The organism is Bacillus sp. LJBS17, from assembly GCF_019334685.1.
GTDB classification, from domain to species: Bacteria; Bacillota; Bacilli; order Bacillales; family Bacillaceae; genus Bacillus; species Bacillus subtilis.
In genome coordinates this window covers 1,508,087-1,531,785 of the sequence record NZ_CP079759.1, presented here as the reverse complement: position 1 = coordinate 1,531,785, position 23,699 = coordinate 1,508,087, and the positions used below count along the sequence as shown (strand labels likewise).

At 41.8% G+C, this 23,699-nt stretch carries 26 protein-coding genes; 9 read left to right on the top strand and 17 right to left on the bottom strand.

What is annotated here, in order from left to right; genetic code table 11:
• Positions 1 to 2 precede the first annotated feature (2 nt).
• Positions 3 to 1,331, bottom strand: a complete 1,329-nt coding sequence (locus tag KXZ66_RS07960; RefSeq protein ID WP_003245272.1) for a PhoH family protein — start codon at positions 1,329 to 1,331, stop codon at positions 3 to 5.
• 154 nt (positions 1,332 to 1,485) lie between these two features.
• On the opposite strand from KXZ66_RS07960, the gene KXZ66_RS07955 reads away from it, so the two are divergent.
• The gene (locus KXZ66_RS07955; RefSeq protein ID WP_021479356.1) at positions 1,486 to 2,115 is read left to right on the top strand and encodes a YhcN/YlaJ family sporulation lipoprotein; all 630 of its coding nucleotides are present in this window, start codon (positions 1,486 to 1,488) and stop codon (positions 2,113 to 2,115) included.
• Positions 2,116 to 2,197: 82 nt separating this feature from the next.
• Positions 2,198 to 2,407: a YlaI family protein gene (locus tag KXZ66_RS07950; RefSeq protein ID WP_080351412.1), complete on the top strand. Its 210-nt coding sequence runs from the start codon at positions 2,198 to 2,200 to the stop codon at positions 2,405 to 2,407.
• Between the two features lie 56 nt (positions 2,408 to 2,463).
• Here KXZ66_RS07950 and KXZ66_RS07945 read toward each other — a convergent pair whose 3' ends face one another.
• A complete protein-coding gene (locus tag KXZ66_RS07945; RefSeq protein ID WP_003232274.1) occupies positions 2,464 to 2,781 on the bottom strand; it encodes a YlaH-like family protein in 318 nt (105 codons plus the stop codon).
• A gap of 60 nt (positions 2,782 to 2,841) precedes the next feature.
• Positions 2,842 to 4,680 carry a translational GTPase TypA gene (gene typA, locus KXZ66_RS07940; protein ID WP_003232278.1) on the bottom strand — a complete coding sequence of 613 codons (1,839 nt, stop codon included), beginning with the start codon at positions 4,678 to 4,680 and terminating at the stop codon, positions 2,842 to 2,844.
• A gap of 112 nt (positions 4,681 to 4,792) precedes the next feature.
• Between typA and KXZ66_RS07935 the strand changes: the two genes are divergently transcribed.
• Both KXZ66_RS07935 and KXZ66_RS07930 read left to right on the top strand, forming a co-directional pair.
• A complete protein-coding gene (locus KXZ66_RS07935) occupies positions 4,793 to 4,981 on the top strand; it encodes a YlaF family protein (RefSeq protein WP_003245500.1) in 189 nt (62 codons plus the stop codon).
• Between the two features lie 271 nt (positions 4,982 to 5,252).
• The gene (locus KXZ66_RS07930) at positions 5,253 to 5,864 is read left to right on the top strand and encodes a hypothetical protein (protein ID WP_049139912.1); all 612 of its coding nucleotides are present in this window, start codon (positions 5,253 to 5,255) and stop codon (positions 5,862 to 5,864) included.
• Positions 5,865 to 5,903: 39 nt separating this feature from the next.
• Here KXZ66_RS07930 and sigQ read toward each other — a convergent pair whose 3' ends face one another.
• The 4 genes from sigQ to KXZ66_RS07910 are packed head-to-tail and all read right to left on the bottom strand — an operon-like array spanning position 5,904 to position 8,914.
• Positions 5,904 to 6,197 (bottom strand): anti-YlaC sigma factor ylaD, encoded by a 294-nt coding sequence (sigQ, locus tag KXZ66_RS07925; RefSeq protein ID WP_003232283.1) that lies wholly within the window; start codon positions 6,195 to 6,197, stop codon positions 5,904 to 5,906.
• Positions 6,194 to 6,715, bottom strand: a complete 522-nt coding sequence (gene ylaC / locus KXZ66_RS07920; protein ID WP_032725760.1) for an RNA polymerase sigma factor YlaC — start codon at positions 6,713 to 6,715, stop codon at positions 6,194 to 6,196. The genes sigQ and ylaC overlap by 4 nt, the downstream gene beginning before the upstream one ends.
• Positions 6,715 to 6,984: a hypothetical protein gene (locus tag KXZ66_RS07915; protein ID WP_003232287.1), complete on the bottom strand. Its 270-nt coding sequence runs from the start codon at positions 6,982 to 6,984 to the stop codon at positions 6,715 to 6,717. Before KXZ66_RS07915 ends, ylaC begins: the two co-directional genes overlap by 1 nt.
• Positions 6,974 to 8,914, bottom strand: coding sequence for a hypothetical protein (locus tag KXZ66_RS07910; RefSeq protein ID WP_151870252.1), 1,941 nt, complete (start codon positions 8,912 to 8,914; stop codon positions 6,974 to 6,976). The genes KXZ66_RS07915 and KXZ66_RS07910 overlap by 11 nt, the downstream gene beginning before the upstream one ends.
• Before the next feature lie 284 nt (positions 8,915 to 9,198).
• Between KXZ66_RS07910 and nprE the strand changes: the two genes are divergently transcribed.
• Entirely contained in the window at positions 9,199 to 10,764 is a 1,566-nt protein-coding gene (nprE, locus tag KXZ66_RS07905) for a neutral metalloprotease NprE (RefSeq protein ID WP_014479700.1), read from the top strand.
• A gap of 350 nt (positions 10,765 to 11,114) precedes the next feature.
• On the top strand, positions 11,115 to 12,029 hold the full coding sequence (locus KXZ66_RS07900; RefSeq protein WP_049139907.1) for a class I SAM-dependent methyltransferase: 915 nt from the start codon (positions 11,115 to 11,117) through the stop codon (positions 12,027 to 12,029).
• 77 nt (positions 12,030 to 12,106) lie between these two features.
• Here KXZ66_RS07900 and KXZ66_RS07895 read toward each other — a convergent pair whose 3' ends face one another.
• The 3 genes from KXZ66_RS07895 to KXZ66_RS07885 form a co-directional block, all read right to left on the bottom strand.
• On the bottom strand, positions 12,107 to 12,535 hold the full coding sequence (locus tag KXZ66_RS07895; protein WP_076457950.1) for a GNAT family protein: 429 nt from the start codon (positions 12,533 to 12,535) through the stop codon (positions 12,107 to 12,109).
• 25 nt (positions 12,536 to 12,560) lie between these two features.
• Complete coding sequence (gene suhB / locus KXZ66_RS07890) at positions 12,561 to 13,358, bottom strand: inositol-1-monophosphatase (RefSeq protein WP_151870253.1); 798 nt, start codon at positions 13,356 to 13,358, stop codon at positions 12,561 to 12,563.
• Positions 13,359 to 13,497: 139 nt separating this feature from the next.
• The gene (locus KXZ66_RS07885) at positions 13,498 to 13,686 is read right to left on the bottom strand and encodes a hypothetical protein (protein WP_009967148.1); all 189 of its coding nucleotides are present in this window, start codon (positions 13,684 to 13,686) and stop codon (positions 13,498 to 13,500) included.
• A 239-nt stretch (positions 13,687 to 13,925) separates the two neighbouring features.
• Between KXZ66_RS07885 and KXZ66_RS07880 the strand changes: the two genes are divergently transcribed.
• A complete protein-coding gene (locus tag KXZ66_RS07880) occupies positions 13,926 to 14,564 on the top strand; it encodes a YktB family protein (protein ID WP_014479697.1) in 639 nt (212 codons plus the stop codon).
• A gap of 32 nt (positions 14,565 to 14,596) precedes the next feature.
• Here KXZ66_RS07880 and KXZ66_RS07875 read toward each other — a convergent pair whose 3' ends face one another.
• Positions 14,597 to 14,863: a UPF0223 family protein gene (locus KXZ66_RS07875; protein WP_003245382.1), complete on the bottom strand. Its 267-nt coding sequence runs from the start codon at positions 14,861 to 14,863 to the stop codon at positions 14,597 to 14,599.
• A 184-nt stretch (positions 14,864 to 15,047) separates the two neighbouring features.
• Here KXZ66_RS07875 and speA point away from each other — a divergent pair, with 184 nt between their 5' ends.
• The gene (speA, locus tag KXZ66_RS07870) at positions 15,048 to 16,520 is read left to right on the top strand and encodes an arginine decarboxylase (protein ID WP_017694801.1); all 1,473 of its coding nucleotides are present in this window, start codon (positions 15,048 to 15,050) and stop codon (positions 16,518 to 16,520) included.
• Positions 16,521 to 16,559: 39 nt separating this feature from the next.
• On the opposite strand, the gene KXZ66_RS07865 is transcribed toward speA, so the two are convergent.
• Positions 16,560 to 16,679: a GapA-binding peptide SR1P gene (locus KXZ66_RS07865; protein WP_003232305.1), complete on the bottom strand. Its 120-nt coding sequence runs from the start codon at positions 16,677 to 16,679 to the stop codon at positions 16,560 to 16,562.
• Between the two features lie 418 nt (positions 16,680 to 17,097).
• On the opposite strand from KXZ66_RS07865, the gene slp reads away from it, so the two are divergent.
• Positions 17,098 to 17,472 carry a peptidoglycan-associated lipoprotein Slp gene (slp, locus tag KXZ66_RS07860; RefSeq protein ID WP_003245672.1) on the top strand — a complete coding sequence of 125 codons (375 nt, stop codon included), beginning with the start codon at positions 17,098 to 17,100 and terminating at the stop codon, positions 17,470 to 17,472.
• Between the two features lie 44 nt (positions 17,473 to 17,516).
• Here slp and lpdA read toward each other — a convergent pair whose 3' ends face one another.
• The 5 genes from lpdA to KXZ66_RS07835 all read right to left on the bottom strand — a co-directional run bounded on the left by lpdA (position 17,517) and on the right by KXZ66_RS07835 (position 23,568).
• Entirely contained in the window at positions 17,517 to 18,929 is a 1,413-nt protein-coding gene (gene lpdA, locus KXZ66_RS07855; RefSeq protein WP_003232309.1) for a dihydrolipoyl dehydrogenase, read from the bottom strand.
• A gap of 4 nt (positions 18,930 to 18,933) precedes the next feature.
• Positions 18,934 to 20,262, bottom strand: a complete 1,329-nt coding sequence (gene pdhC, locus KXZ66_RS07850) for a pyruvate dehydrogenase complex dihydrolipoyllysine-residue acetyltransferase (RefSeq protein ID WP_003232311.1) — start codon at positions 20,260 to 20,262, stop codon at positions 18,934 to 18,936.
• A gap of 114 nt (positions 20,263 to 20,376) precedes the next feature.
• Positions 20,377 to 21,354, bottom strand: coding sequence for a pyruvate dehydrogenase complex E1 component subunit beta (pdhB, locus tag KXZ66_RS07845; protein WP_014113660.1), 978 nt, complete (start codon positions 21,352 to 21,354; stop codon positions 20,377 to 20,379).
• A gap of 3 nt (positions 21,355 to 21,357) precedes the next feature.
• Positions 21,358 to 22,473: a pyruvate dehydrogenase (acetyl-transferring) E1 component subunit alpha gene (gene pdhA, locus KXZ66_RS07840; protein WP_003222294.1), complete on the bottom strand. Its 1,116-nt coding sequence runs from the start codon at positions 22,471 to 22,473 to the stop codon at positions 21,358 to 21,360.
• 423 nt (positions 22,474 to 22,896) lie between these two features.
• Complete coding sequence (locus KXZ66_RS07835) at positions 22,897 to 23,568, bottom strand: YkyA family protein (protein ID WP_101502073.1); 672 nt, start codon at positions 23,566 to 23,568, stop codon at positions 22,897 to 22,899.
• Positions 23,569 to 23,699: the final 131 nt, after the last annotated feature.

The window sequence follows — 23,699 nt, the reverse complement described above, 5'->3', positions numbered from 1 at the left end:
TGTTACAGCAAATCAGCTGCGAGCTGGGCGAGACCTGATCTCTCACCTTTTAACAGCTTCACGCTGCCTGAGATGGGTTGTCCTTTAAACCGCTCAACCACATAGGCCAAACCATTATTCAGACTGTCTAAATATGGGTGATCAATTTGTTCAGGGTCACCCATTAAGACAATTTTACTGCCTTCACCGACTCTCGTCAGCAAAGTTTTCACCTCATGCCTGGTCAAATTTTGCGCTTCATCAATGATAATAAATTGATCTGGAATGCTTCTCCCTCTGATATAAGTCAGCGCCTCTACCTGAATTGAGCCAATTCCCGCCAAAATAGCATCAAGCTCCCCTGGTTTTTTCGCATTAAACAGAAACTCTAAGTTGTCAAAAATCGGCTGCATCCAAGGCTTTAGCTTTTCCTCTTTTTCGCCTGGCAAATATCCGATGTCCTTGCCAACAGGAACAATCGGCCTTGCGACGACCAGCTTTTTGTATATTCCCAAGTCTTCTGTCTGTAATAGCCCTGCCGCCAAAGCTAAGAGCGTTTTGCCGGTTCCAGCTTTTCCGATCAGGGTGACAAGCGGAATATCTTCCCGCAGCAAAAGCTCTAATGCCATTGTCTGCTGTACATTTTTGGGCCTGATTCCCCATATATGTTCATCATCAAATACGAGTCTTTTTAATACCGTTCCGGTTTTGTCTGCAATTCCGACTGCCGAGGAGGATCCTCCTAGCTCATCCTTCATTAAAGCAAACTGATTCGGATAAAACGCATGCTGTTTCACATCGTTTACTGAAATTTGATTTTTCCCGTAAAAAGAGCTGAACAGCTGCTGGCTGATATATAAATCCTTATAGCCGCTGTACATTTCATCATTGTCCACAACCCGGTCATTCAAGAAATCTTCAGCAAGCAGTCCGATTGCGTCGGCTTTAACCCTGACCAGTACATCCTTACTGACGAGGATAACCGGCCTGCCATTTTCCTTGGTTTCTTCCTCGAGGCTCAAGTTTTTCGCAACGGCTAATATGCGATTATCGTTCGTCTTTTCAATAAAGATCTCTTGCAGCTGGTGAAACGAACGATGATTCAGTTCAATTCTCAGTGTGCCGCCGGTGTCAAGCGGTACATGCTCATGCAGCCTGCCCTTTTGTCTTAGCGCATCGATTAGCTTAGATACGTGCCTTGCATTCCTCCCAACTTCGTCCATATACCGTTTTTTTGAGTCAACCTCTTCTAAAACGACAGCAGGGATGACAACCTCATTTTCTTCAAAAGAAAATATCGCGTTAGGATCCTGTAATAACACATTCGTATCTAACACATAAATTTTACTCAAGTCTCAGCCTCCTGATATAAGGGTCAAAGTTCTTCCTGCTTCTCTTTTGATGAAAAAGATGAATGCCTGCTAAAATATATGTTTTTGTGCATAAAGATAGAAGGTTAATTCAACAATAAAATTAATGAAAGCATTTTAAGGAGGGAACCCGCAAGTGCGAATTCTTTTCATTATCATACAGCTGACACTTATCCTGTCCGCTTGTGCCTATCAACAAGGAAAACAGGGCCAGAATGTTGAAAAAGAATCAACAAGACAGCAGGAGACTAAACCGATTCACGTAAAGGACACAACTCAAGAAACAAAAGACAATGGAACAAGAACGGATATTGCCAAGCATCTTGTCAGCGTTGCTGAAAAAAACCCCGACGTCAAGGATGCAACAGCCGTTGTGCTGGGAGGCTATGCTGTTGTTGGGATTGATGTCGATGATACTTTGGACAGAAGCAAAGTGGAAACCATTAAATATTCTGTAGCTCAGGCGCTAAAGAATGATCGATATGGCGCCAACGCAGTAGTCATTGCTGATCCCGATACGGTCAGCCGCCTTCGCGAAATGAGCAGAGAAATCAGCGAGGGCCGTCCGGTAACAGGCATACTGGATGAATTAGCTGCAATTGTCGGCCGAGTGCTTCCCGAAGTGCCTAACGATGTGATTGACAATGAAGACGAACCGCAAACAAAGCAGCAAAATGACCAATTAAATAGAAAACAGCAGCAGGAAATGGAGAAGGAGCAAAACGATCAATCTGATCATCATATGAAAAAGAACAACAATGACTAAGCTATAGCCTTGCGCTTTAGCTTTTTCTTATTTTGGACAGCTTCTGATCCGTGCTATAATACATGTTAGTGAAAGAGGTGATATGATGAGGGTCAAATGTTCTATTTGCGATAAAATTGAAACAATTGATGATGATACCCTGATCGCGAAACGGCTTCGAAACCGCCCGATCCATACATATATGTGCCAAGACTGCCACGATCGGATTGCCAAAAAAACAGAGGAACGGCTGAAAACGGGAAAATTTACTTTTCACCCGGGACAGCAGAAAAAAGAAAAAGTCAAAAAATAAAGCGGCCGCTTAACCATACAGAACACAAAAAAAGACTCAGCTTTCAGCTGAGTCTTTTATGATTTTGCAGACTGTCCTTTTTTCGACTGATACAGCCGGATTTTGTAAATGATTAAAATCAGCGCAGCGACGACCAATCCTTCTGCCACGGGCAAAAACACCCCTAAAAAAGTCAAAACAGTGCAGCCCAACGCCAAAAATACATACACCACTGCAGATTTTAATACAGGAAGCCGTTTAGCAAATCCAAGCTTAAATACAATAACGGCCAACACAAAAATCGTGCCGTACAGCAGCCACATGCCTGCCGCAGGCTGCCGGTCTACTTGATATAGAGCGGCGAAGAACGACAGACGTTCGCTTACGTCATTCAAAAAGATTCCCTCCCCTGTAAACGTACGGGTTCTATCTATCTTTTCAAATTCTGCACGAGATTAAGACAATCCTGCTGTTTTTTTCTTTTTAGCTGCTTTTTCACGTTCGTTCTTATTGAGGATCTTCTTTCTTAAACGGATGGATTCAGGCGTTACTTCACAATATTCATCTTCGTTTAAGTACTCTAGAGACTCCTCAAGAGACATGATGCGCGCTTTTTTAATTGTAGTTGTCTGATCCTTTGTCGCAGAACGGACGTTTGTTTGCTGTTTCATTTTGCTGACGTTAACAACAAGGTCATTGTCACGGTTATGCTCTCCAACGATCATTCCTTCGTATACTTCAGTCCCCGGCTCAACGAAGATGACACCGCGGTCTTCAATTCCTTGAATACCGTATGATGTTGCTTTTCCGTTTTCCATTGACACAAGTACACCTTGACGGCGTCCGCCGACTTGGCCTGCCTGCATCGGCTGGTAGCTGTCAAACGTATGGTTCAAAATACCGAATCCGCGTGTTAATGATAGGAATTCTGTAGAGTAACCGATCAATCCGCGGGAAGGAACTGTAAAGATGAGACGGACTTGGCCGTTTCCGTTGTTGATCATATCAACCATTTCGCCTTTGCGGGCACCCATTGATTCCATGACAGAGCCAGTATGCTCTTCAGGAACATCAATTTGCACACGTTCAACAGGCTCACAGCGTACGCCGTCGATTTCTTTGATAATAACTTCAGGTTTTGACACTTGAAGCTCATAGCCCTCACGACGCATATTTTCAATTAAAATTGACAAGTGCAGTTCACCGCGTCCTGAAACAACCCAAGCATCAGGAGAAGCTGTCGGCTCAACACGCAAGCTCACATCCGTCTGAAGCTGTGATTGAAGACGCTCTTCGATTTTGCGGGCCGTTACATATTTGCCTTCACGGCCTGCAAACGGACTGTTATTCACGACAAATGTCATTTGAAGTGTCGGCTCATCAATGCGAAGCACCGGAAGCGGATCTTGATGGTCTACAGGACATACCGTTTCACCAACGTTGATATCTTCCATCCCGGAAACCGCAACGAGGTCTCCCGCTTTTGCTTCTTCAATTTCCACACGCTTTAAGCCTTGGAAACCAAAAATCTTTGTAACACGGAATGACTTTGCCGTTCCGTCAAGCTTCATAAGAGAAACCTGCTGTCCGACTTTCATTGTGCCGCGGAATACGCGTCCGATTCCGATACGGCCTACATAGTCGTTGTAGTCAAGAAGGGCAACTTGGAATTGAAGCGGCTCCTCTGCATTATCAACAGGTGCCGGGACATGCTTAATAATGGTTTCATATAAAGCTTCCATGTTTTCATCCTGTTGTTTCGGATCAAGACTCGCTGTTCCATTAATCGCGGAAGCATATACCACTGGGAACTCGAGCTGCTCTTCATTAGCATCAAGCTCAATGAACAGATCCAGAACTTCATCGATAACTTCCTCTGGACGAGCAAAGTCACGGTCAATTTTGTTTACAACAACAACAGGGTTCAGGTTTTGCTCAAGAGCTTTTTTCAGAACAAAACGAGTTTGAGGCATACAGCCTTCATATGCGTCAACGACAAGCACTACGCCGTCAACCATTTTCATAATCCGTTCTACTTCTCCCCCAAAGTCTGCGTGTCCAGGGGTGTCCAAAATATTGATACGTGTATCTTTATAGTTAATCGCAGTATTTTTCGCCAATATTGTAATGCCGCGTTCGCGTTCAAGATCATTAGAGTCCATTGCGCGTTCAGCAACCTGTTCGTTGGCACGGAACGTACCAGCCTGATGTAAAAGCTGATCGACTAGAGTCGTTTTCCCATGGTCAACGTGGGCAATAATCGCGATGTTGCGAAGATCATTTCGAAGTTTCACTTTTTCATCTCCTAAAAAAATTAGATAACTTTCATATTATATCACACATCCTCTTTAAAAGCGTCACGTTTTTCTGTAAACTTAATATAAGACGTAAAAGGGGATGGAATTTATGAAAAAAATGAATTGGCTTTTACTATTATTTGCATTTGCAGCGGTTTTCAGCATTATGCTGATCGGCGTCTTTATCGCTGAAAAAAGCCCTGCAGGCATTATCGCCAGCATTGTACTTGTTTGCGCTGTCATGGGCGGCGGATTTACATTAAAAAAGAAAATGCGCGAACAAGGCTTGCTTGATTAAAAGCATTGCCCCGCCGGCGACATTGTAATCAAAAAACACCGCAAAGAAAGCGGTGTTTTTCATTTCTTAAGCCTTATCTCCCCTGTTTCTTAGTCAGGAAGATGCAAAACAGCCTTCATACATAGACAATCGTTCTAACGATCACACGTGCAGCCTTCAAAAAGTAGTTCGGCAACGATACACATAAAATACCATAGCGCCTATTCCTCCACCGGAAACTACTCCCTATAATGGAATTTGTAGCACAATTCATAAAAGGGAGAGAAGAAACATGAAGAAAACATTTGTAAAAAAAGCTATGTTAACGACTGCCGCAATGACATCAGCTGCTCTATTAACGTTCGGTCCTGATGCAGCCAGCGCAAAAACACTGGTTGATAACACTGCTGTTCAACTCCAGCATCAGGCGAGCACTAACGAAGATCTCAATACATTCATTGATATATTAAATCAATGTATATACGAACAAGACGGTGTATATTATTTTGACAGCGAAAAAGCTGTCGAGTTAGGAATGACAAAAGAAGAGGCTCAGGTAATTGCTACACTCTGGGAATCGACATCAGAATTTTTCAGCATTGTTTCACAATGTGTGTATCTCGAGGATGGAAATTACAAATTTGATACAGAAAAAGCAGTTGAACTTGGCTTCACAGAAAAAGAAGCACTTGCACTTGAACAATTTTTCTCCGCTGTTTCTCTCAAGATTCACATTCTTCAAGCAGCCATTGTGCTACAAGATGATGTGTACAGCTATGATAAAGACGCAGCGCTACAAGCAGGTGCAACGCCACTGCAAGCTGACGTTTATGAAAAACTCTTCAGTGCCATGTCACAAGAACAGCTTTCCGCTATTTACGATATGATTCATCCCCAGGCTTAATGTGAAAAAGCGCTTGCCGGAATCGGACAAGCGCTTTTTTTATATCAGCAATTTGATGATCAGCATCATGGCAACCGCCGCTCCAAACCAGCAGGCAGCTTTCATGATAAGTAATCCATAGTACCTCTGTTTAAAACGCAGTTCTTCTTCCGGCAGATAAGCCTCCTCAACGGCCTGTTCGCTTTCCAATTCAAATGGCTCAGCCATCGTGTCATACATGTCTCTGCAGCTGCTGCACATTTTTAAATGCTCTTCTATAACGTGTTCCGTTTCTCTTTTACAATCACCTTCAAGATACAGAGGAAGCAGGTCTCTTACTAGAAAGCAGGTCATATCCGCTCCTCCTCTCTACTTTTCGTCATGTTTTTCTTAAGTTCTAATCTAGCCCGGTGCAATGTGGTTTTCACCTTAGAAAGACTCCATCCTAATATCTCAGCGATTTCTTCATAAGAAAGCTCTTGGAATTCTCTTAAAATCAAAACGGATTGATGCTGATCTTTTAACTTCAGGAGCTCCTGCCGCAGTGTTTCGCTTTTCACCGTCCGTGACAGATACTGTTCAGGCTGCTCATAAGTTGTTTGCGTTACCCCTTCATTTTTGCTGATATCAGTAAATTGGTATTTGACATCCCTGCGGTACCAATTGATAAAGGTATGATGCGCAATGGTGTAGAGCCATGTTCTGATGGAAGAATGCCCCCTAAACGAAGCCAGACCGTTAAGAGCTTTCACAAACGTGTCCTGCGCTAAGTCCTTGGCTGTTTCAAGATGATGAGTCCTTCTGAATAAATAATTTAAAATTTCTTGATAATACTGCCGATACAAGTCCTCAATGGAATCCCTATGCTTCATTAAAAGTAAAACCACACCGTCATCCAAATGGCCAATAAAATGAAACAGATATACATGGAAGACAGGTATACTTTCATATATCTGATTTGGCTTTCTTCTTCAGCACCGGGACTTCTCTTTAAACAAGTTTTACTCTTTAAGTCTTCCGCATTCTTTTGAAATAGGGATTCATGCTGTTTCATCCATTCCATTGATTCATCCTCTAGCTCTCCTTCTTTATACAGGTCGTATAAGTCTACAAAAACAGATTCTTTTTCTTTATGATTCATAAAGACTTTTCACCTCTTGTGTTTCTCCATCCACTACATAGGCATCATGGCGATTTGAACCAAACGGCTGAATAATGATCAGCCATGCATAATGCCGTTCATCCTCTCTTTGAACGATAATCGGACGCATACGCTTTTTGTAAATAACATCCTGATATAGAGAAGCTACCTTTTCGTAAGCCAATGTTCCATTACGATACGTATAGGGGAATGACTGATCAGGTGTATCGCTGTATACATAAACGTTTAGCTGACCTTGATCTTCAAAAAACTCATATGTTTTAGAAGAATCAGTATACATCACCATGTCACTCTGACTGCTTTTTTTCTTCATTTCTGATACATCAGCATCGAAGACCGTTAATACCTGCCGCTGCAGCCGGCTGTTAGTCAGTGAAATTTCCTTTTTCATTGGAATCGAGAGACTGTGTAAACTACCGGATTCTCCATCAAACTCCAATACAATTCCATCTTTTGTTTCAACTCTCACCATGCTTCCGAGCAGGCTGTCGCTTTCAATATCAGTGATCTGATAAGGCTGTTTTGATATGTTCAGCGCTGTAAACATTTGTTCCACTTTGTCGTGAATGTTTTGTTCTGTTATATGAACATGCAGAAGAGAGTCAAGCTGATAAATCGAAGGATCTTCACTAAACCCCATTAAGGTTTCCTTTTCCCAATAAAATACCGCGCCATCATCAGCATGATCTTTTTTATGAAGTTGATTTTTCAGGTAAATACGTACGACTGTCTGGCCGTCTTCTTGAGATACCTTTGTTTCGATATGATCCTTATGTAACACACGTCCGTGTCGCTCAAGGAAAGCGATGGACTTTCGCTTGTACTCCTGATTCGTTAGCTTTTTCCCATGCGCTTTTTGTAAGTATTCATAATTACGAATCAGCTGCGATACTTCATCTACCTCAGCTTTATAACTCTTGCTTTCAAATGAGTAGAAATAATGCACATCCATGTTTGTATCGTGCAAATAAAGTGTTTCATCCGTAGGAAAAAATGACTTTAGTATCTGTTCCGCTTTTTCTGATGAAATGTGCTCCCCGACATAATTGAATGAATCATGGACATTTATCGGTTTTGATACAGCGAAAGCAGCCGTTCCTATGTTATATATCGGATTTAACAGCAGGACAAAAAACACCATGACAGCCATCGTCACCCACTTATTCACACGCACATAAACCTTTCCTGACTTTTGGAACAGATGATAGCTCATCAAAAATCCCGCCATTGCCAAATAAATCGTATATGGCATTACTGCACCATAATCTTTTGAGATTTGATTGGGATATGGCGCAAGCAGCAAGACAAGCAGTCCGATAATCAGCGTATAAAATAAGCCTAGTAAAATCTTATTTGTTCTCCAATACAGCTTGAAAAACACAACATTCAACACAATAGAAAGAGTAATAATGAAAAACAAAAACACGAATGCAACTGGCTCGACTCCATCTGGATTTTCCTTCCAATACGTAAAGAAACTGAATATCATTTGTACGATTGGCAAACTGACAACGGCAAGGTCGAACGTATAAAACTTACCCTTTCCGCCATGATCACGCGGCATCAACATATAGTGAAAAGCCGTCAGCAGCACATATCCGTATAACAAAAAATGCAGCAGCGGCAACAGTTCTTTTCCGTCCTCTCTTAAGTAAGCGCTGGTGAAGTTTGTTGATTGCACCTGGTGAATAAGTTCAACAGACACTCCCGACAGCAGCACAATCCGCAACATAACACCCGCCAAGAACATTGTGCGCTGCAGGTTTATTTTGGGATGATGCACCAAAAGATATAAGCCCGCCAGAACAACAATTGACCATTGAATCAGCAGGGTGCTTTGTCTGCTTAATATAAAATAACGTTCGAAATGCAATACATAATGACTGAATAACTCCAACACGAACAACAATCCTTTACTTCTTATTAAGGCCTCATTCGGTTAGACAGCGGACTTTTCAAAAAGTTTCAAGTTGAAACAAAAATATCTCATCTTCCCCTTGATATGTAAAAAACATAACTCTTGAGTGAACCGTCACATGACACTTGACTCATCTTGATATTATTCAACAAAAACAAACACAGGACAATACTATCAATTTTGTCTAGTTATGTTAGTTTTTGTTGAGTATTCCAGAATGCTAGTTTAATATAACAATATAAAGTTTTCAGTATTTTCAAAAAGGGGGATTTATTGTGGGTTTAGGTAAGAAATTGTCTGTTGCTGTCGCTGCTTCGTTTATGAGTTTATCAATCAGCCTTCCTGGTGTTCAGGCTGCTGAAGGTCATCAGCTTAAAGAGAATCAAACAAATTTCCTCTCCAAAAACGCGATTGCGCAATCAGAACTCTCTGCACCAAATGACAAGGCTGTCAAGCAGTTTTTGAAAAAGAACAGCAACATTTTTAAAGGTGACCCTTCCAAAAGGCTGAAGCTTGTTGAAAGCACGACTGATGCCCTTGGATACAAGCACTTTCGATATGCGCCTGTCGTTAACGGAGTGCCAATTAAAGATTCGCAAGTGATCGTTCACGTCGATAAATCCGATAATGTCTATGCGGTCAATGGTGAATTACACAATCAATCTGCTGCAAAAACAGATAACAGCCAAAAAGTCTCTTCTGAAAAAGCTCTGGCACTCGCTTTCAAAGCTATCGGCAAATCACCAGACGCTGTTTCTAACGGAGCGGCCAAAAACAGCAATAAAGCCGAATTGAAAGCGATAGAAACAAAGGACGGCAGCTATCGTCTTGCTTACGACGTGACGATTCGCTATGTCGAGCCTGAACCTGCAAACTGGGAAGTCTTAGTTGACGCTGAAACAGGCAGCATTTTAAAACAGCAAAATAAAGTAGAACATGCCGCCGCCACTGGAAGCGGAACAACTCTAAAGGGCGCAACTGTTCCTTTGAACATCTCTTATGAAGGCGGAAAATATGTTCTAAGAGATCTTTCAAAACCAACAGGCACCCAAATCATCACATATGATTTGCAAAACAGACAAAGCCGCCTTCCGGGCACGCTTGTCTCAAGCACAACGAAAACATTTACATCTTCATCACAGCGGGCAGCCGTTGACGCACACTATAACCTCGGTAAAGTGTACGATTATTTTTATTCAAACTTTAAACGAAACAGCTATGATAACAGAGGCAGTAAAATCGTTTCTTCCGTTCACTACGGCACTCAATACAATAACGCTGCATGGACAGGAGACCAGATGATTTACGGTGATGGCGACGGTTCATTCTTCTCTCCGCTTTCCGGCTCATTAGATGTGACAGCGCATGAAATGACACATGGCGTCACCCAAGAAACAGCCAACTTGATTTATGAAAATCAGCCAGGTGCATTAAACGAGTCTTTCTCTGACGTATTCGGGTATTTTAACGATACAGAAGACTGGGACATCGGTGAAGACATTACGGTCAGCCAGCCTGCTCTTCGCAGCCTGTCCAACCCTACAAAATACAACCAGCCTGACAATTACGCCAATTACAGAAACCTTCCAAACACAGATGAAGGCGATTATGGCGGTGTACACACAAACAGCGGAATTCCAAACAAAGCCGCTTACAACACCATCACAAAACTTGGTGTATCTAAATCACAGCAAATCTATTACCGTGCGTTAACAACGTACCTCACGCCTTCTTCCACGTTCAAAGATGCCAAGGCAGCTCTCATTCAGTCTGCCCGTGACCTCTACGGCTCAACTGATGCCGCTAAAGTTGAAGCAGCCTGGAATGCTGTTGGATTGTAATATTAGGAAAAGCCTGAGATCCCTCAGGCTTTTTTGTTACATATCTTGATTTCTCTCTTCAGCAGAAACAACGAAAAGATGCTGTCATGAGACAGCAACCGCTTCTGATTTGCAAAAAGAGGGATGCAGCCGCAAGTGCGCATTTTATAAAAGCTAATGATTCAGTCCACATAATTGATAGACGAATTCTGCTACAGGTCACGTGGCTATGTGAAGGATCGCGCGTCCAGTTATGAGCAAAAACATTGACAAAAAAATTTATTTATGCTAAAATTTACTATTAATATATTTGTATGTATAATAAGATTCTCCTGGCCAGGGGAATCTTATTTTTTGTGGAGGATCATTTCATGAGGAAAAATGAGTCCAGCTTAACGTCTCTAATTTCAGCTTTTGCCCGTGCATATCACAGCCGATATGACACACCTCTTATTTTTGATGATTTTATCGCAAAAGATCTCATTAACGAAAAAGAGTTTATCGACATCAGTAAAAATATGATTCAAGGAATATCGTTTTTCAACAAAGAGATCGCCGAACGTCTTCAAAATGATCCTGAAAAAATATTAAAATGGGTTGCACAAATCCAGCTGTCTCCCACGCCCCTAGCACGTGCTTCTTATTGTGAAAAAGTCTTGCACAACGAATTAATGCTGGGAGCAAAACAGTATGTCATTCTTGGAGCGGGGCTGGATACTTTCTGCTTTCGGCATCCAGAATTAGAAAACAGCTTACAGGTTTTCGAGGTTGACCATCCGGCTACACAGCAATTCAAAAAAAATAAGCTGAAGGATGCAAATCTGACAATTCCGGGTCATCTTCATTTTGTTCCTATGGATTTCACCAAAACGTTTTCATATGATCCTCTTTTAGATGAAGGATTTAAGAACACAAAAACATTCTTCAGCCTTCTCGGAGTGTCTTATTATGTAACACAGGAAGAAAATGCAAGCTTGATAAGCAATTTATTTTCTCATGTCCCGCCTGGAAGCTCTATTGTTTTTGATTATGCGGACGAAACACTTTTTACAGCAAAAGGGACGTCGAATCGAGTTGAACATATGGTGAAGATGGCTGCCGCAAGCGGGGAACCGATGAAATCATGTTTCACTTATCAAGAGATTGAACATCTGTTAGAGTCATCTGGTTTACTGATCTATGAACATCTATCACCAGACGACATCAATGACCTTTTCTTTAGTAATCGAAAAGACAATTTGTCAGCGTTTGAAACGATTCATTATATTCATGCGGTAAAAAAATAATTTTCAAATCATCAGAAGCCTCTCAATGTTTGAGAGGCTTTTTATTGAACCCGCATGCAGCAAATAAGCTGCCGTTATCATACGGCAGCTTCTGCTAAAGGCTTCACCAAGATCATAAATGATTTGCCTTTCTCATCTTTTTCCGTTTTCAGCTGTTCAAAGCCGCATTGGCTTAAAAACAGTATCCATTCACTGCGCTCAATGGGAACTCCCGCAAACATCGCTTTGTGTTTGGCTCTAAGCAATTTGCTGATCTGTTCAATGATCATCTTCGCATGTCCCTTTTTTTCTTCAGCCGGGTCAATCAGGACCGTTCCGAGCCACGGCTTACCGTTTGAAGGAGACCACTCGAGATGGTAGCTGACGGCAACAGGCAGACCGTCTTTTTCCCATACAAGCCATGCCCCGTTGTACATGGAATAGGAGATGATATAGTCTTGTGCATCTTTATCTCCAAACTCCTCCTCTTTCCATACAGGATGAGCCTCCGCGAGCTTTTCTAACAAGCTGAGATCATCCTGCTCAAATGGCCTACTTCCCAGCATGAAGATACTCTTCAAATATCGTTTTATGTATAGATGGGTTTCCGGCTAGCACACTGTGGTTTTCTAAAAAGGTAAACGGCTCTCCTTCAATGGTCGTATAGATGCCTCCTACTTCATTTAACAGCACACAGCCGGCTGCGTAGTCCCATGGCGCAAGGCGCATCGTGATGTAAGCATCTATTCTTCCTGCCGCGACATTTGCCAGCTCTAAAGCGGCAGAACCGTATGAGCGTGTGCCTCTGACTCTTTTCACAAGTGGCGCTAACACACTTTGATCAATTCTTCTGTTTTCCGTTACCCATGTTGCATTAATGGCAAGAATCGCTTCTTCAATGACGGTTTCTTTTAAAGGAGCCAGCTTCGTATCATCCATATAAGCCCCTCTGCCGCTAAATGCGTGATACAGCTCATCGTGCACCACATCATAAATTAAGCCGATTTTCCCTTCACCGTTTTCAAAAATCCCAATGGAAATCGCAAAATTTCTTTGCTGGTGCACAAAATTCATCGTCCCATCAATCGGATCAATAATCCATACGACTCCCTCAAGTGAGTGGATTTTGTCTCCTTGCCCCTCTTCACCGAGTATCCGATGTCCCGGAAATGTTTCTTGAATTCGATCAATGAAAAACTTTTCGGTTTCTTTGTCAATATTGGTGACTAAATCATTCGGATTTGATTTCGTTTCAATTGTCAGGCTTTCATGCATGGATTGTTTAATTCTCGCGCCTGCTTCTCTTATCCATTTCTTTGCAATCTCATCAATTTCCGTCCAATTTGTCATTCGTTCGTACCTCTCTTCTATGTAGACCTTTTATTTTATAGGATACTGATAACGACAATGAAAAAGCAAGGAAAATGAAAAATATCCCTTCTCACGTAAAAACGAACCATTCATGCGGTTCGTTTTCACTATCGCTTTTTTACCCGTTAAGACGAATCCATTCTTTTCTAAGTCGCTCAAGTTTGTTTTTGCTTTGTTCAATCTGCTCTTCATTTTCTTTCTGCATTGCTTCATATAGGGTTGCCAATTCATAATCAACCTCTAGTCTCCAGACAGCAACACGATTGTTTTTCTCTTCCTTAAATCCCTCTTTTACAACTTGCCTCATTGTCTTTCGCCCCTTCCAGAGATCATTTGTTTGTAAAAAAGCATCCCATTTTGCCATTCAACAATGATTACTTCTTATATCGTATGATTGTTCTATTTACGCGCAACATGATTCTGAAAATTGTGTGTTTACCTATTCGTTTATTACCACATTTCCCCTTACTTCAAACGCACTCAATCTTTTTGAAGCTCGTATGAACTGTGATAAAATATGTATACTTAGCATGAAGGAGGAAAATCATGACACAAATGCGTTTCACTGAAGAGGACTTTAACACATTTACAATAGAAGGCTTAGACGCGCGCATGGAAGTATTAAAAGAGACGGTCCGTCCGAAGCTTACAGCTCTAGGCGAACATTTTGCCCCAACTTTATCAGCTTTAACCGGAGATGAAATGTTTCCGCATGTGGCAAAGCATGCAAGAAGATCCGTCAATCCCCCTGCTGACAGCTGGGTGGCGTTCGCAAACAGCAAAAGAGGCTATAAAAAACTGCCGCATTTCCAAATTGGTTTATGGGAAAGCCATGTCTTTGTGTGGTTTGCGATTATTTATGAATCCCCTATCAAAGAAGAATACGGCAAATTGCTTGAAATGAACCAAGAAACCATTACGAAAAATATCCCTGACAGCTTCGTTTGGTCTGCAGATCACACAAAACCGGGAGTACATAAACAGTCTGAAATGGACAAGGAACAGCTGAAGACACTGTTTGAGCGTTTGCAGACTGTAAAGAAAGCTGAGCTGTTATGCGGCATCCAGCTCCAAAAAGAAGAAGTGCTGAATATGAATAACCAGGAATTCCTTCAGCGTATCGACGATGCCTTTAAGCAGCTTGCTTTTCTGTACCGTCTCACCCAAAAAGTATCACAAGCATAAAAAAGAGCCGGGATATCCCCCGGCTCTTTTTCTTACATCTTAATCTTCGCGTGATCAGATTCTCTCGCCTGTTTGACCGTGCGATAAGGAGAATATGTACTTTGTTCCTCAAACTCGCCGCATAGCTTTTTTTCTTCGGCTTTCCCCGGTACAATTTCCTTGAAACGGCGGTAAGCTTTAAGCAGTTCTTCACGATCCGCCCCTTTTTCATATGCAAGCTCAACCTGCTGGAAAAATGCAATCACATCCACTGCTTCTTCGGTTGTCCAATCTTCATTCATCGGATATTGATACTCCATTTTCTTCACTCCTTGTAGATTTACTTCCCTTAAGAGAAAGCATCTTCATTTGATCATAAATTGTTCTTTACATTCTTTCAAGTTCATAATATAATTCATTTGTTTTACGTCTAAAAAACGGTTGAGAAACTGATTTTAATACACACTATTATGCATAGGTATGATTACAAAGGTGGGAAAACAATTGTCGCAACATGAAACACCCTTATACACAGGACTGAAAAAGCATGCAAGCAGACAGCCTGTTCAATTCCACATTCCCGGCCATAAAAAAGGGGCAGGAATGGACCCAGAATTCAGACAATTTATCGGTGAAAACGCGTTAAGCATAGATTTGATTAATATTGAACCATTAGACGATCTGCACGCGCCAAAAGGCATTATTAAACAAGCACAAGATCTGGCTGCTGAAGCATTTGGAGCGGATCATACATTTTTTTCTGTTCAAGGAACAAGCGGCGCCATTATGACAATGGTAATGGCTGTTTGCGGACCTGGTGATAAAATTATTATTCCAAGAAATGTTCATAAATCAATTATGACAGCTATTGTATTTTCCGGAGCGATTCCAATTTTTATTCATCCTGAAATTGACAATGAATTGGGTATCTCCCACGGCATTACACTTGAATCTGCTAAACGGGCGCTTACCGAACATCCGGATGCAAAAGGGCTTCTCGTCATCAACCCGACATATTTCGGTGTTGCAGCCGACTTAAAAAGCATCGTAGAACTCGCTCATTCGTTTGATGTGCCAGTGCTTGTGGATGAAGCACACGGCGTTCACATTCATTTTCACGACGAATTGCCGCTATCGGCTATGCAGGCAGGAGCGGACATAGCAGCGACAAGTGTACACAAGCTGGGCGGATCACTCACGCAAAGTTCGATTTTAAACATGAGAGAGGGCCTTGTATCAAAAGACAGAGTGCAATCCATACTGAGCATGCTGACAACTACGTCAACTTCTTACTTGCTTCTTGCTTCTTTGGATGTTGCCAGAAAACGCCTTGCAACAGAAGGCCACCAGCTTGCTGAGGAAACACTAAAGCTTGCCAATCAGACGAGAGATCGCCTCAACCAGATTGAAGGCATTTATTGTGTCGGTTCTGAGATTCTTGGGTCGAAAGCAGCTTACAGCTATGATCCGACAAAATTGATTATCTCTGTGAAAAGTCTTGGCCTGACAGGACATGACGTGGAAAAATGGCTTCGTGAATCCTTTAATATTGAGGTTGAGCTTTCTGATCTGTACAATATTTTGTGTATTTTCACTCCTGGTGACAGCCAAAATGATGCAGACCGGCTTGTAGAGGCTTTAACTGAGATCGCACAGCAAATGTCAGAACAAGATGTAACACATCAGCAAACTGAGGTTCTGCTTCCAGAAATACCTTTATTGGCAATGACTCCGCGTGATGCTTTCTATGCAAATACGGAAGTCATCCCATTAAAAGAAGCATCCGGACGGATTATTGCTGAATTTGTCATGGTATATCCGCCTGGTATTCCAATCTTCATCCCAGGAGAAATTATTACAGAAGAAAACATCAGCTACATTTTTAAAAACCTTGACGCAGGCCTCCCTGTTCAAGGACCTGAGGACTCGACTTTACATATGATCCGAGTCATCAAAGAACAAAAAGCAATTCAATAAAAAATAAAAAGCATGCGGCTTTAAGCCGCATGCTTTTTTTTACTCTTCATCAACAGGACATTGACATTGTCCGCAGCATGTTCCGTATAATGTTGTCACTTTCTCATCTTCAAAGTAATGAATGGCTTCGTTGCAATCTTGGCAAACAATCGTACCCATCTCTTATTCCCCATTTCTTTGAAATTTGAAAACGCTTAATTTCTTTTGTTGTTATTATATTAATATGTCACATTTAAAATGTCAACAACAAACTGTATAACACATTTTATTTCATCTCATCATATTCACCTTGTTTTTCCATTTTCCATCATACAATATCTTCTTCATACAGAAGCTTTACTCGATATATATGCCACAGCACATAATGTAATTGCACGTTTTCTTGAACTTTCATCCAAGAATGCAGCAAAAAATTCAATATACCCCAGGTTGCTATTTTAAACGATTGATATAATATGTAATCTCACTTTAAAAACGGTTTCAATTATATAACAATTAGGTAACAAGAAGCAGATTAAGCCGCCTCTCGTGATAAACTAAAGCTAGTTAACTACTGTTTATACAGAGGAGAAGATAGATGCGATATCGCGCGGTATTCCCCATGCTGATAATAGTATTTGCTTTATCGGGCTGTACGCTTTCCACCATCAATCCGATGAAAAAAAGCCGGATTGACAACATTCATCATACACAAATCCTGTTTTTTTCTGATGAGAACCAAATAGACCAGGAAGCGCCTTATTACGATGCACTGCTTGATTTAGAAAAAGATTATCCCGAGCAAATAGATAAAATGAAGGTCTATGATAAAAAAGAAGGCTGGGAAGATGAGATTGAAACTGTCCCTACCCTTATGGTTGTTGATCAGCGCCATGTCGTGGTGAAAATCGAGGGATGTGTGAAAAAGAAAGAAGACATCATTAAACCATTACAGCATGTGCTGTCAAAATAAAAAAACAGCCCTCGCTCAAAGCGGGGCTGTTTTTGATATGAAAATTATTTTACGATGTGAATCGGACTTCCGATTGCCACTTCAGCAGCTTCCATTGTGATTTCGCCCAATGTTGGGTGAGCGTGAATTGTCATTGCGATATCTTCAGCAGTCATGCCGCCTTCAATCGCTAAGCTTAATTCAGAAATCATATCAGAAGCACTTGCTCCGGCGATTTGCGCACCGATCACAAGACCGTCCTCTTTACGAGTGATCAGCTTCATGAAGCCGTCTGTTTCGTTAAGAGAAAGCGCGCGGCCGTTTGCTGCAAATGGGAATTTAGCAGCAACAATGTCAAGACCTTCTTCTTTCGCCTGTGCTTCAGTGTAACCAACTGATGCAAGTTCAGGCTCAGAGAAAACAACCGCAGGAATACCAAGGTAATCGATTTCTGCAGGCTCTCCAGCGATAGCTTCTGCAGCGATTTTACCTTCGTAAGATGCTTTATGAGCAAGCGGCGGTCCTTCGATGATATCACCGATTGCATAAATGTTAGGTACGTTTGTGCGGCACTGTTTGTCAGTTTTCACGATACCGCGGTCCGTCATTTCGATACCGACTTGCTCAAGACCAAGCTCATCAGTGTTTGGACGGCGTCCTACTGTAATCAATACGTAATCAGCATCAACAGTTTTTTCTTCGCCTTTTACTTCGAAAGTAACTGTTACGCCGTCTGGTCTTTCTTCAACGCCTTTAGCCATCGCGTTTGTATGGATTTCAACGTTGCCTTTTTTCTTCAGTCTGCGTGTAACGAGAGAACTCATTTGTTTTTCGAAGCCAGGAAGAATTTCATCTCCGCCTTCAAGAATAACAAGTTCAGTACCGAAGTTAGCATACGCAGTTCCAAGTTCAGTTCCGATGTATCCGCCGCCGATAACAACGAGCTTTTTAGGAATTTCTTTAAGAGCCAAAGCGCCAGTTGAATTCAGGACACGCTCACTATATTTGAAGTTTGGCAATTCGATAGGACGAGATCCAGTAGCGATGATTGCATTTTTGAACGTGTATGTTTGAGCAGAGTTCTCATCCATAACACGAACTGAATTGCTGTCTACAAAGTAAGCTTCACCTTTTACAACATCTACTTTGTTGCCTTTAAGAAGACCTGCTACACCGCCAGTAAGCTTGTTGACAACAGAAGCTTTCCATTCTTGAACTTTTGTGAAATCAACTGTTACATTTTCAGCAGTGATTCCCATGTCATCAGAATGTTTTGCATTCTCATAACGGTGACCTGCATTGATCAGCGCTTTTGAAGGGATACATCCAACGTTCAGACAAACGCCTCCAAGAGTTGCTTTTTCAACGACTGTTACTTTTTGTCCAAGCTGTGCAGCGCGGATGGCAGCTACATAGCCGCCAGGTCCCGCACCAATTACAAGAGTATCTGTTTCAATAGGGAAATCTCCTACTACCATAACATTACGCCTCCATTAAAATTAATTGTGGATCGTTCAGTAAACGCTTGATGTGATTTAATGCATTTTGCGCAGTTGCTCCGTCGATCATACGGTGGTCGAAGCTGAGAGAAAGAGCTAAGACTGGAGCTGCTACGATTTCGCCATCACGAACAATCGCTTTTTCTGCAATGCGTCCGATACCAAGAATCGCAACTTCTGGATGGTTGATAACCGGAGTGAACCATTGTCCGCCGGCAGAACCGATGTTTGTAATTGTGCAAGATGCGCCTTTCATTTCAGCTGGAGCAAGCTTGCCTTCACGAGCTTTTGTTGCAAGGCCATTGATCTCATCAGAAATTTCAAAGACAGATTTACGATCTGCATTTTTCACAACCGGTACAAGCAAGCCTTTTTCAGTGTCAGCAGCGATACCGATGTTGAAGTAATGTTTCTGAATAACTTCATCTGTTTTATCGTCAATTGACGTGTTTAAAACAGGGAATTTTTTCAGTGCAGATGTAAGAGCTTTTACAACGTAAGGCAAGTAAGTCAGCTTGATTCCTTGATCAGCAGCAACTTGTTTGAACTGTTTACGATGTGCAACAAGGTTTGTTACGTCCACTTCGTCCATTAACGTTACGTGAGGAGCAGTGTGTTTAGAGTTAACCATCGCTTTTGCAATTGCTTTACGGATACCGCTCATTTTTTCGCGTGTTTCTGGGAATTCGCCCTCTGGAGCTGGTGCAGCAGCCGGTTTAGCAGCTGTTTCTTGTGGTGCAGCTGTTTCTTGCGGTGCAGCTTCTTGCGCTCCTCCGTTTACAAAGCTGTCGATATCTTCTTTTACTACACGTCCGTTGTTGCCTGAACCAGTAACCTTACGGATGTCTACGCCTTTTTCACGAGCATATTTACGTACGGAAGGCATAGCGATCACGCGTTTGTTCGGGTCAACTTCAGCTTGATCCTGCTGCCCTGCGCCAGTAGCTTTTGCAGGCTCTTGAGCTTGCTCTTCTTTCGCAACGTCTTGTCCAGCTTCTGCAGTTGACTGAACTTGTGCTTCAGTTTTCGCATCGTCAGACTCGTCGCTGCCTTTAAATTGAAGATCTTCGTAACCAGGTGCATCAAACGTAATAATCGTTTGTCCAACAGTTGCAACCGTTCCCTCTTCAACTTTTAATTCTAATACTTTTCCTTTAACAGGTGAAGGAATTTCTACTACTGCTTTATCATTTTGGACTTCAGCCAGTACATCATCTTCGTCTACCTCGTCGTTAGGCTTGACAAACCATTTTACGATTTCGCCTTCGTGGATACCTTCCCCGATATCTGGAAGTTTAAATTCAAATGCCACAGTTCTCGACCTCCTAGTTTGATTAAGCAATTTTAAAGTTTACATCGTAAGCATTGAAAACAGATATATAATAGAGGGAAAACGTTCATCTTCCCTCTCGATTATGCAGTTTGATTAAAATTCAAGTACTTTTCTTGCTGTTTCAAGAACGTCTTTATGGTTTGGAAGCCATACGCTCTCCGCTTGAGAGAAAGGAAATACTGTATCTGGCGCTGCAACGCGAAGTACAGGTGCTTCCAAGCTCAGGATCGCACGGTCATTAATTTCTGCTACTACGTTTGCAGCAATACCGGCTTGTTTTTGTGCCTCTTGAACGACAATCGCGCGTCCTGTTTTTTCTACAGAAGCGATAATTGTATCGATATCAAGTGGGCTTACTGTACGAAGGTCGACAACTTCAGCAGAAATGCCGTCTTTTTCAAGCTCCTCAGCAGCTTTTAATGATTCATGAACCATTGCGCCGTAAGTGATGATTGAAAGATCAGTACCTTCACGTTTCACGTCAGCTTTTCCAAGCTCAATTGTGTATTCTTCTTCAGGAACTTCCTGACGGAAAGAACGGTAAAGCTTCATGTGTTCTAAGAAGACAACAGGATCATTATCTCTGATCGCAGAAATTAAAAGTCCTTTGGCATCGTAAGGAGTTGATGGAATCACAACTTTGATACCAGGCTGTTGTGCAACAAGACCTTCCAAGCTGTCAGCGTGAAGTTCAGGAGTATGAACACCGCCGCCGAATGGAGAACGAATTGTTACAGGTGAAGTCCAGCGTCCGCCAGAACGGTAGCGCATACGAGCCATTTGGCCAGAAACTGAATCCATTACTTCATAAACAAATCCGAAGAATTGGATTTCCATTACCGGACGGAAGCCGTTTAAGCCTAAACCAAGGGCAAGACCGCCGATACCAGATTCAGCAAGTGGCGTGTCAAACACACGGTCTTCACCGAATTCTTTTTGCAATCCTTCTGTCGCACGGAATACGCCGCCGTTTACACCAACGTCTTCTCCGAAAACTAAGACATTTTCGTCATTTTTCAGTTCTGTGCGTAACGCATCCGTGATTGCTTGAATCATTGTCATTTGCGCCATGGCTTACTTCGACTCCTTCTGTGTATAAATTTCAAATTGCTCCTCAAGGTTGTGAGGCATTTTTTCGTACATGATTTTCATTAAATCAGTTACTTTTTGCTTCGGTTCAGCATCAGCTTTTTTGATCGCTTGCTTAATTTCTTCTTTCGCATCCTCAATTACTTTTGCTTCTTCTTCTTCAGACCATAAGCCTTTGTTTTCAAGGAACGCACGGAAACGTACAAGCGGATCTTTTTGTTCCCACTCATTTTCGATTTCTTTTGTACGATATTTAGTAGGATCGTCACCAGCCATTGTGTGCGGGCCATAACGGAATGTAAGTGTTTCAATTAGTGTTGGACCTTCGCCGTTGATTGCGCGCTCGCGTGCTTCAGCAGTTGCTGCGTATACAGCAAGCGGATCCATTCCGTCTACTTGTACGCCGACAATACCGGCAGCTACAGCTTTTTGTGCAATTGTTTCAGCTGCAGATTGTTTTTCAACAGGAGTTGAAATCGCGTAACGGTTGTTTTGTACCACGAAGATCGCAGGTGCTTTATAAGCTCCGGCAAAGTTAATTCCTTCGTAGAAGTCCCCTTGAGAAGCTCCGCCGTCACCAGTGTAAGTGATTGCGACAGCTTTCTTACCGCGTTTTTTAAGACCTAGCGCAACACCGGCAGTTTGAATGTATTGAGCACCGATAATGATTTGTGGAGAAAGGGCATTCACATCATCAGGCATTTGGTTTCCTCTGAAATGTCCGCGAGAGAAAAGAAACGCTTGATATAATGGAAGGCCGTGCCAAATTAACTGAGGCACATCACGGTATCCAGGAAGAACAAAGTCTTCTTTTTCAAGCGCGAAATGCGTTGCAATCTGAGAAGCTTCTTGACCCGCAGTAGGAGCGTAAAATCCGAGACGTCCTTGACGGTTTAATGAGATAGAGCGTTGGTCAAGCACACGCGTAAATACCATGCGGCGCATTAGCTCTTTTAATTGATCATCAGTTAAATCAGGCATCGCCGCTTCATTCACGACTTCTCCCTTTTCATTTAAAATTTGGAACGTTTCGAACTGCTTTTTAATGGCATCAAATTGCTTCTTACTGTCAACGATAGCTTTTTTCGTTTTTGCAGCCATACTAAGTCACCTCTTCCTTTCTTTTAAACAGTCATTAGACGTGCATTCCTTTTATACATACAAACTTAGGGTACCCTAAAGTATCAGCAGTAAGTCGTATTATATTTTAGCCGATCCCCAGTTTGCCAAAACCTTTTATGTAGGATAGTTACACTCTGCTTTGAACTGTATTATTTCGAAGTTGTAAAAAACTAATACAACACCGCTTAACATGGATTAGTTTACACCAAATAAAGAAGAACCGTCAATCGTTTTCATCGCTGATTTTCAATAAATGTATTCGCTTTACATTTTCAACAAAAAAACAGATGCCAACCGCACCCAAAACTGTACTAGTATACCTTACTATGCTGTACTACAATAGAAATGAAAATTTTGAACGAAATCCGAATCGCATTTCATTCAAAAAAAGAGCTGATCGAGTCAGCTCTTTTTCACACGATAGCCTGCAGCATCATATAAATCTTCCCGGGCTTTATTATATTTTTCGGTTTGTTCATTAAATTCTCCGCTATATTTAAGGATCTTTTCATAAGAAGCATTGACTTTATCGATCTGCTGATCCAGATCAGCTCTTGTCAAATCTTTGTCTTTCAGCTGCATATACAGTTTTTTATTAAGCTCAAGTGCTTTTTTATACTCTTTATACATGGTGCCATATGATGTATATCTTTTCTCCATATGATTTGCTGCGGCATCGGCCTTTTCTTTTATGTCTTTTTCCTTAATATGTTCCGCTGACGTTTTTGCTTCCTCAAATTCCGTTTCCGATTTTTTCATGCTGTCATTTTCAAGCTTTAGGTGTTCTTCGCGCTTGCTGACATTTTCAAGCGCCTTATCAGATAAAGCAACAATTTTTTTATAATCATCCATATTGAGCTTCATAACACTATCGTAAAGCTGATTTTCTTTGGCCTCTAATTCTTTGAGTGTTTTTTGTTCTTCTTGAAACGGCTTTTCCGATTCCGCGGCTTTTTCTAATGAATGATGAAGTGAATCAACCGGGTCCTGTCCCATGCATCCTGTTAATATCAGTGCCATGGCACAAAAAGCTCCGATCTTCATTCCAGGCCGCCGTTTTATTGCGTCTTTCACGTTAAATCCCCCAATCTTGACAATTTCTACTATAGAATCCATGGGGACATTTGGCAATAGTCGTGCTGTATTAATGCAATACTGAAATTAAATCAAAAAAGTGAAAAATCAGGACAGATGACCATACAACT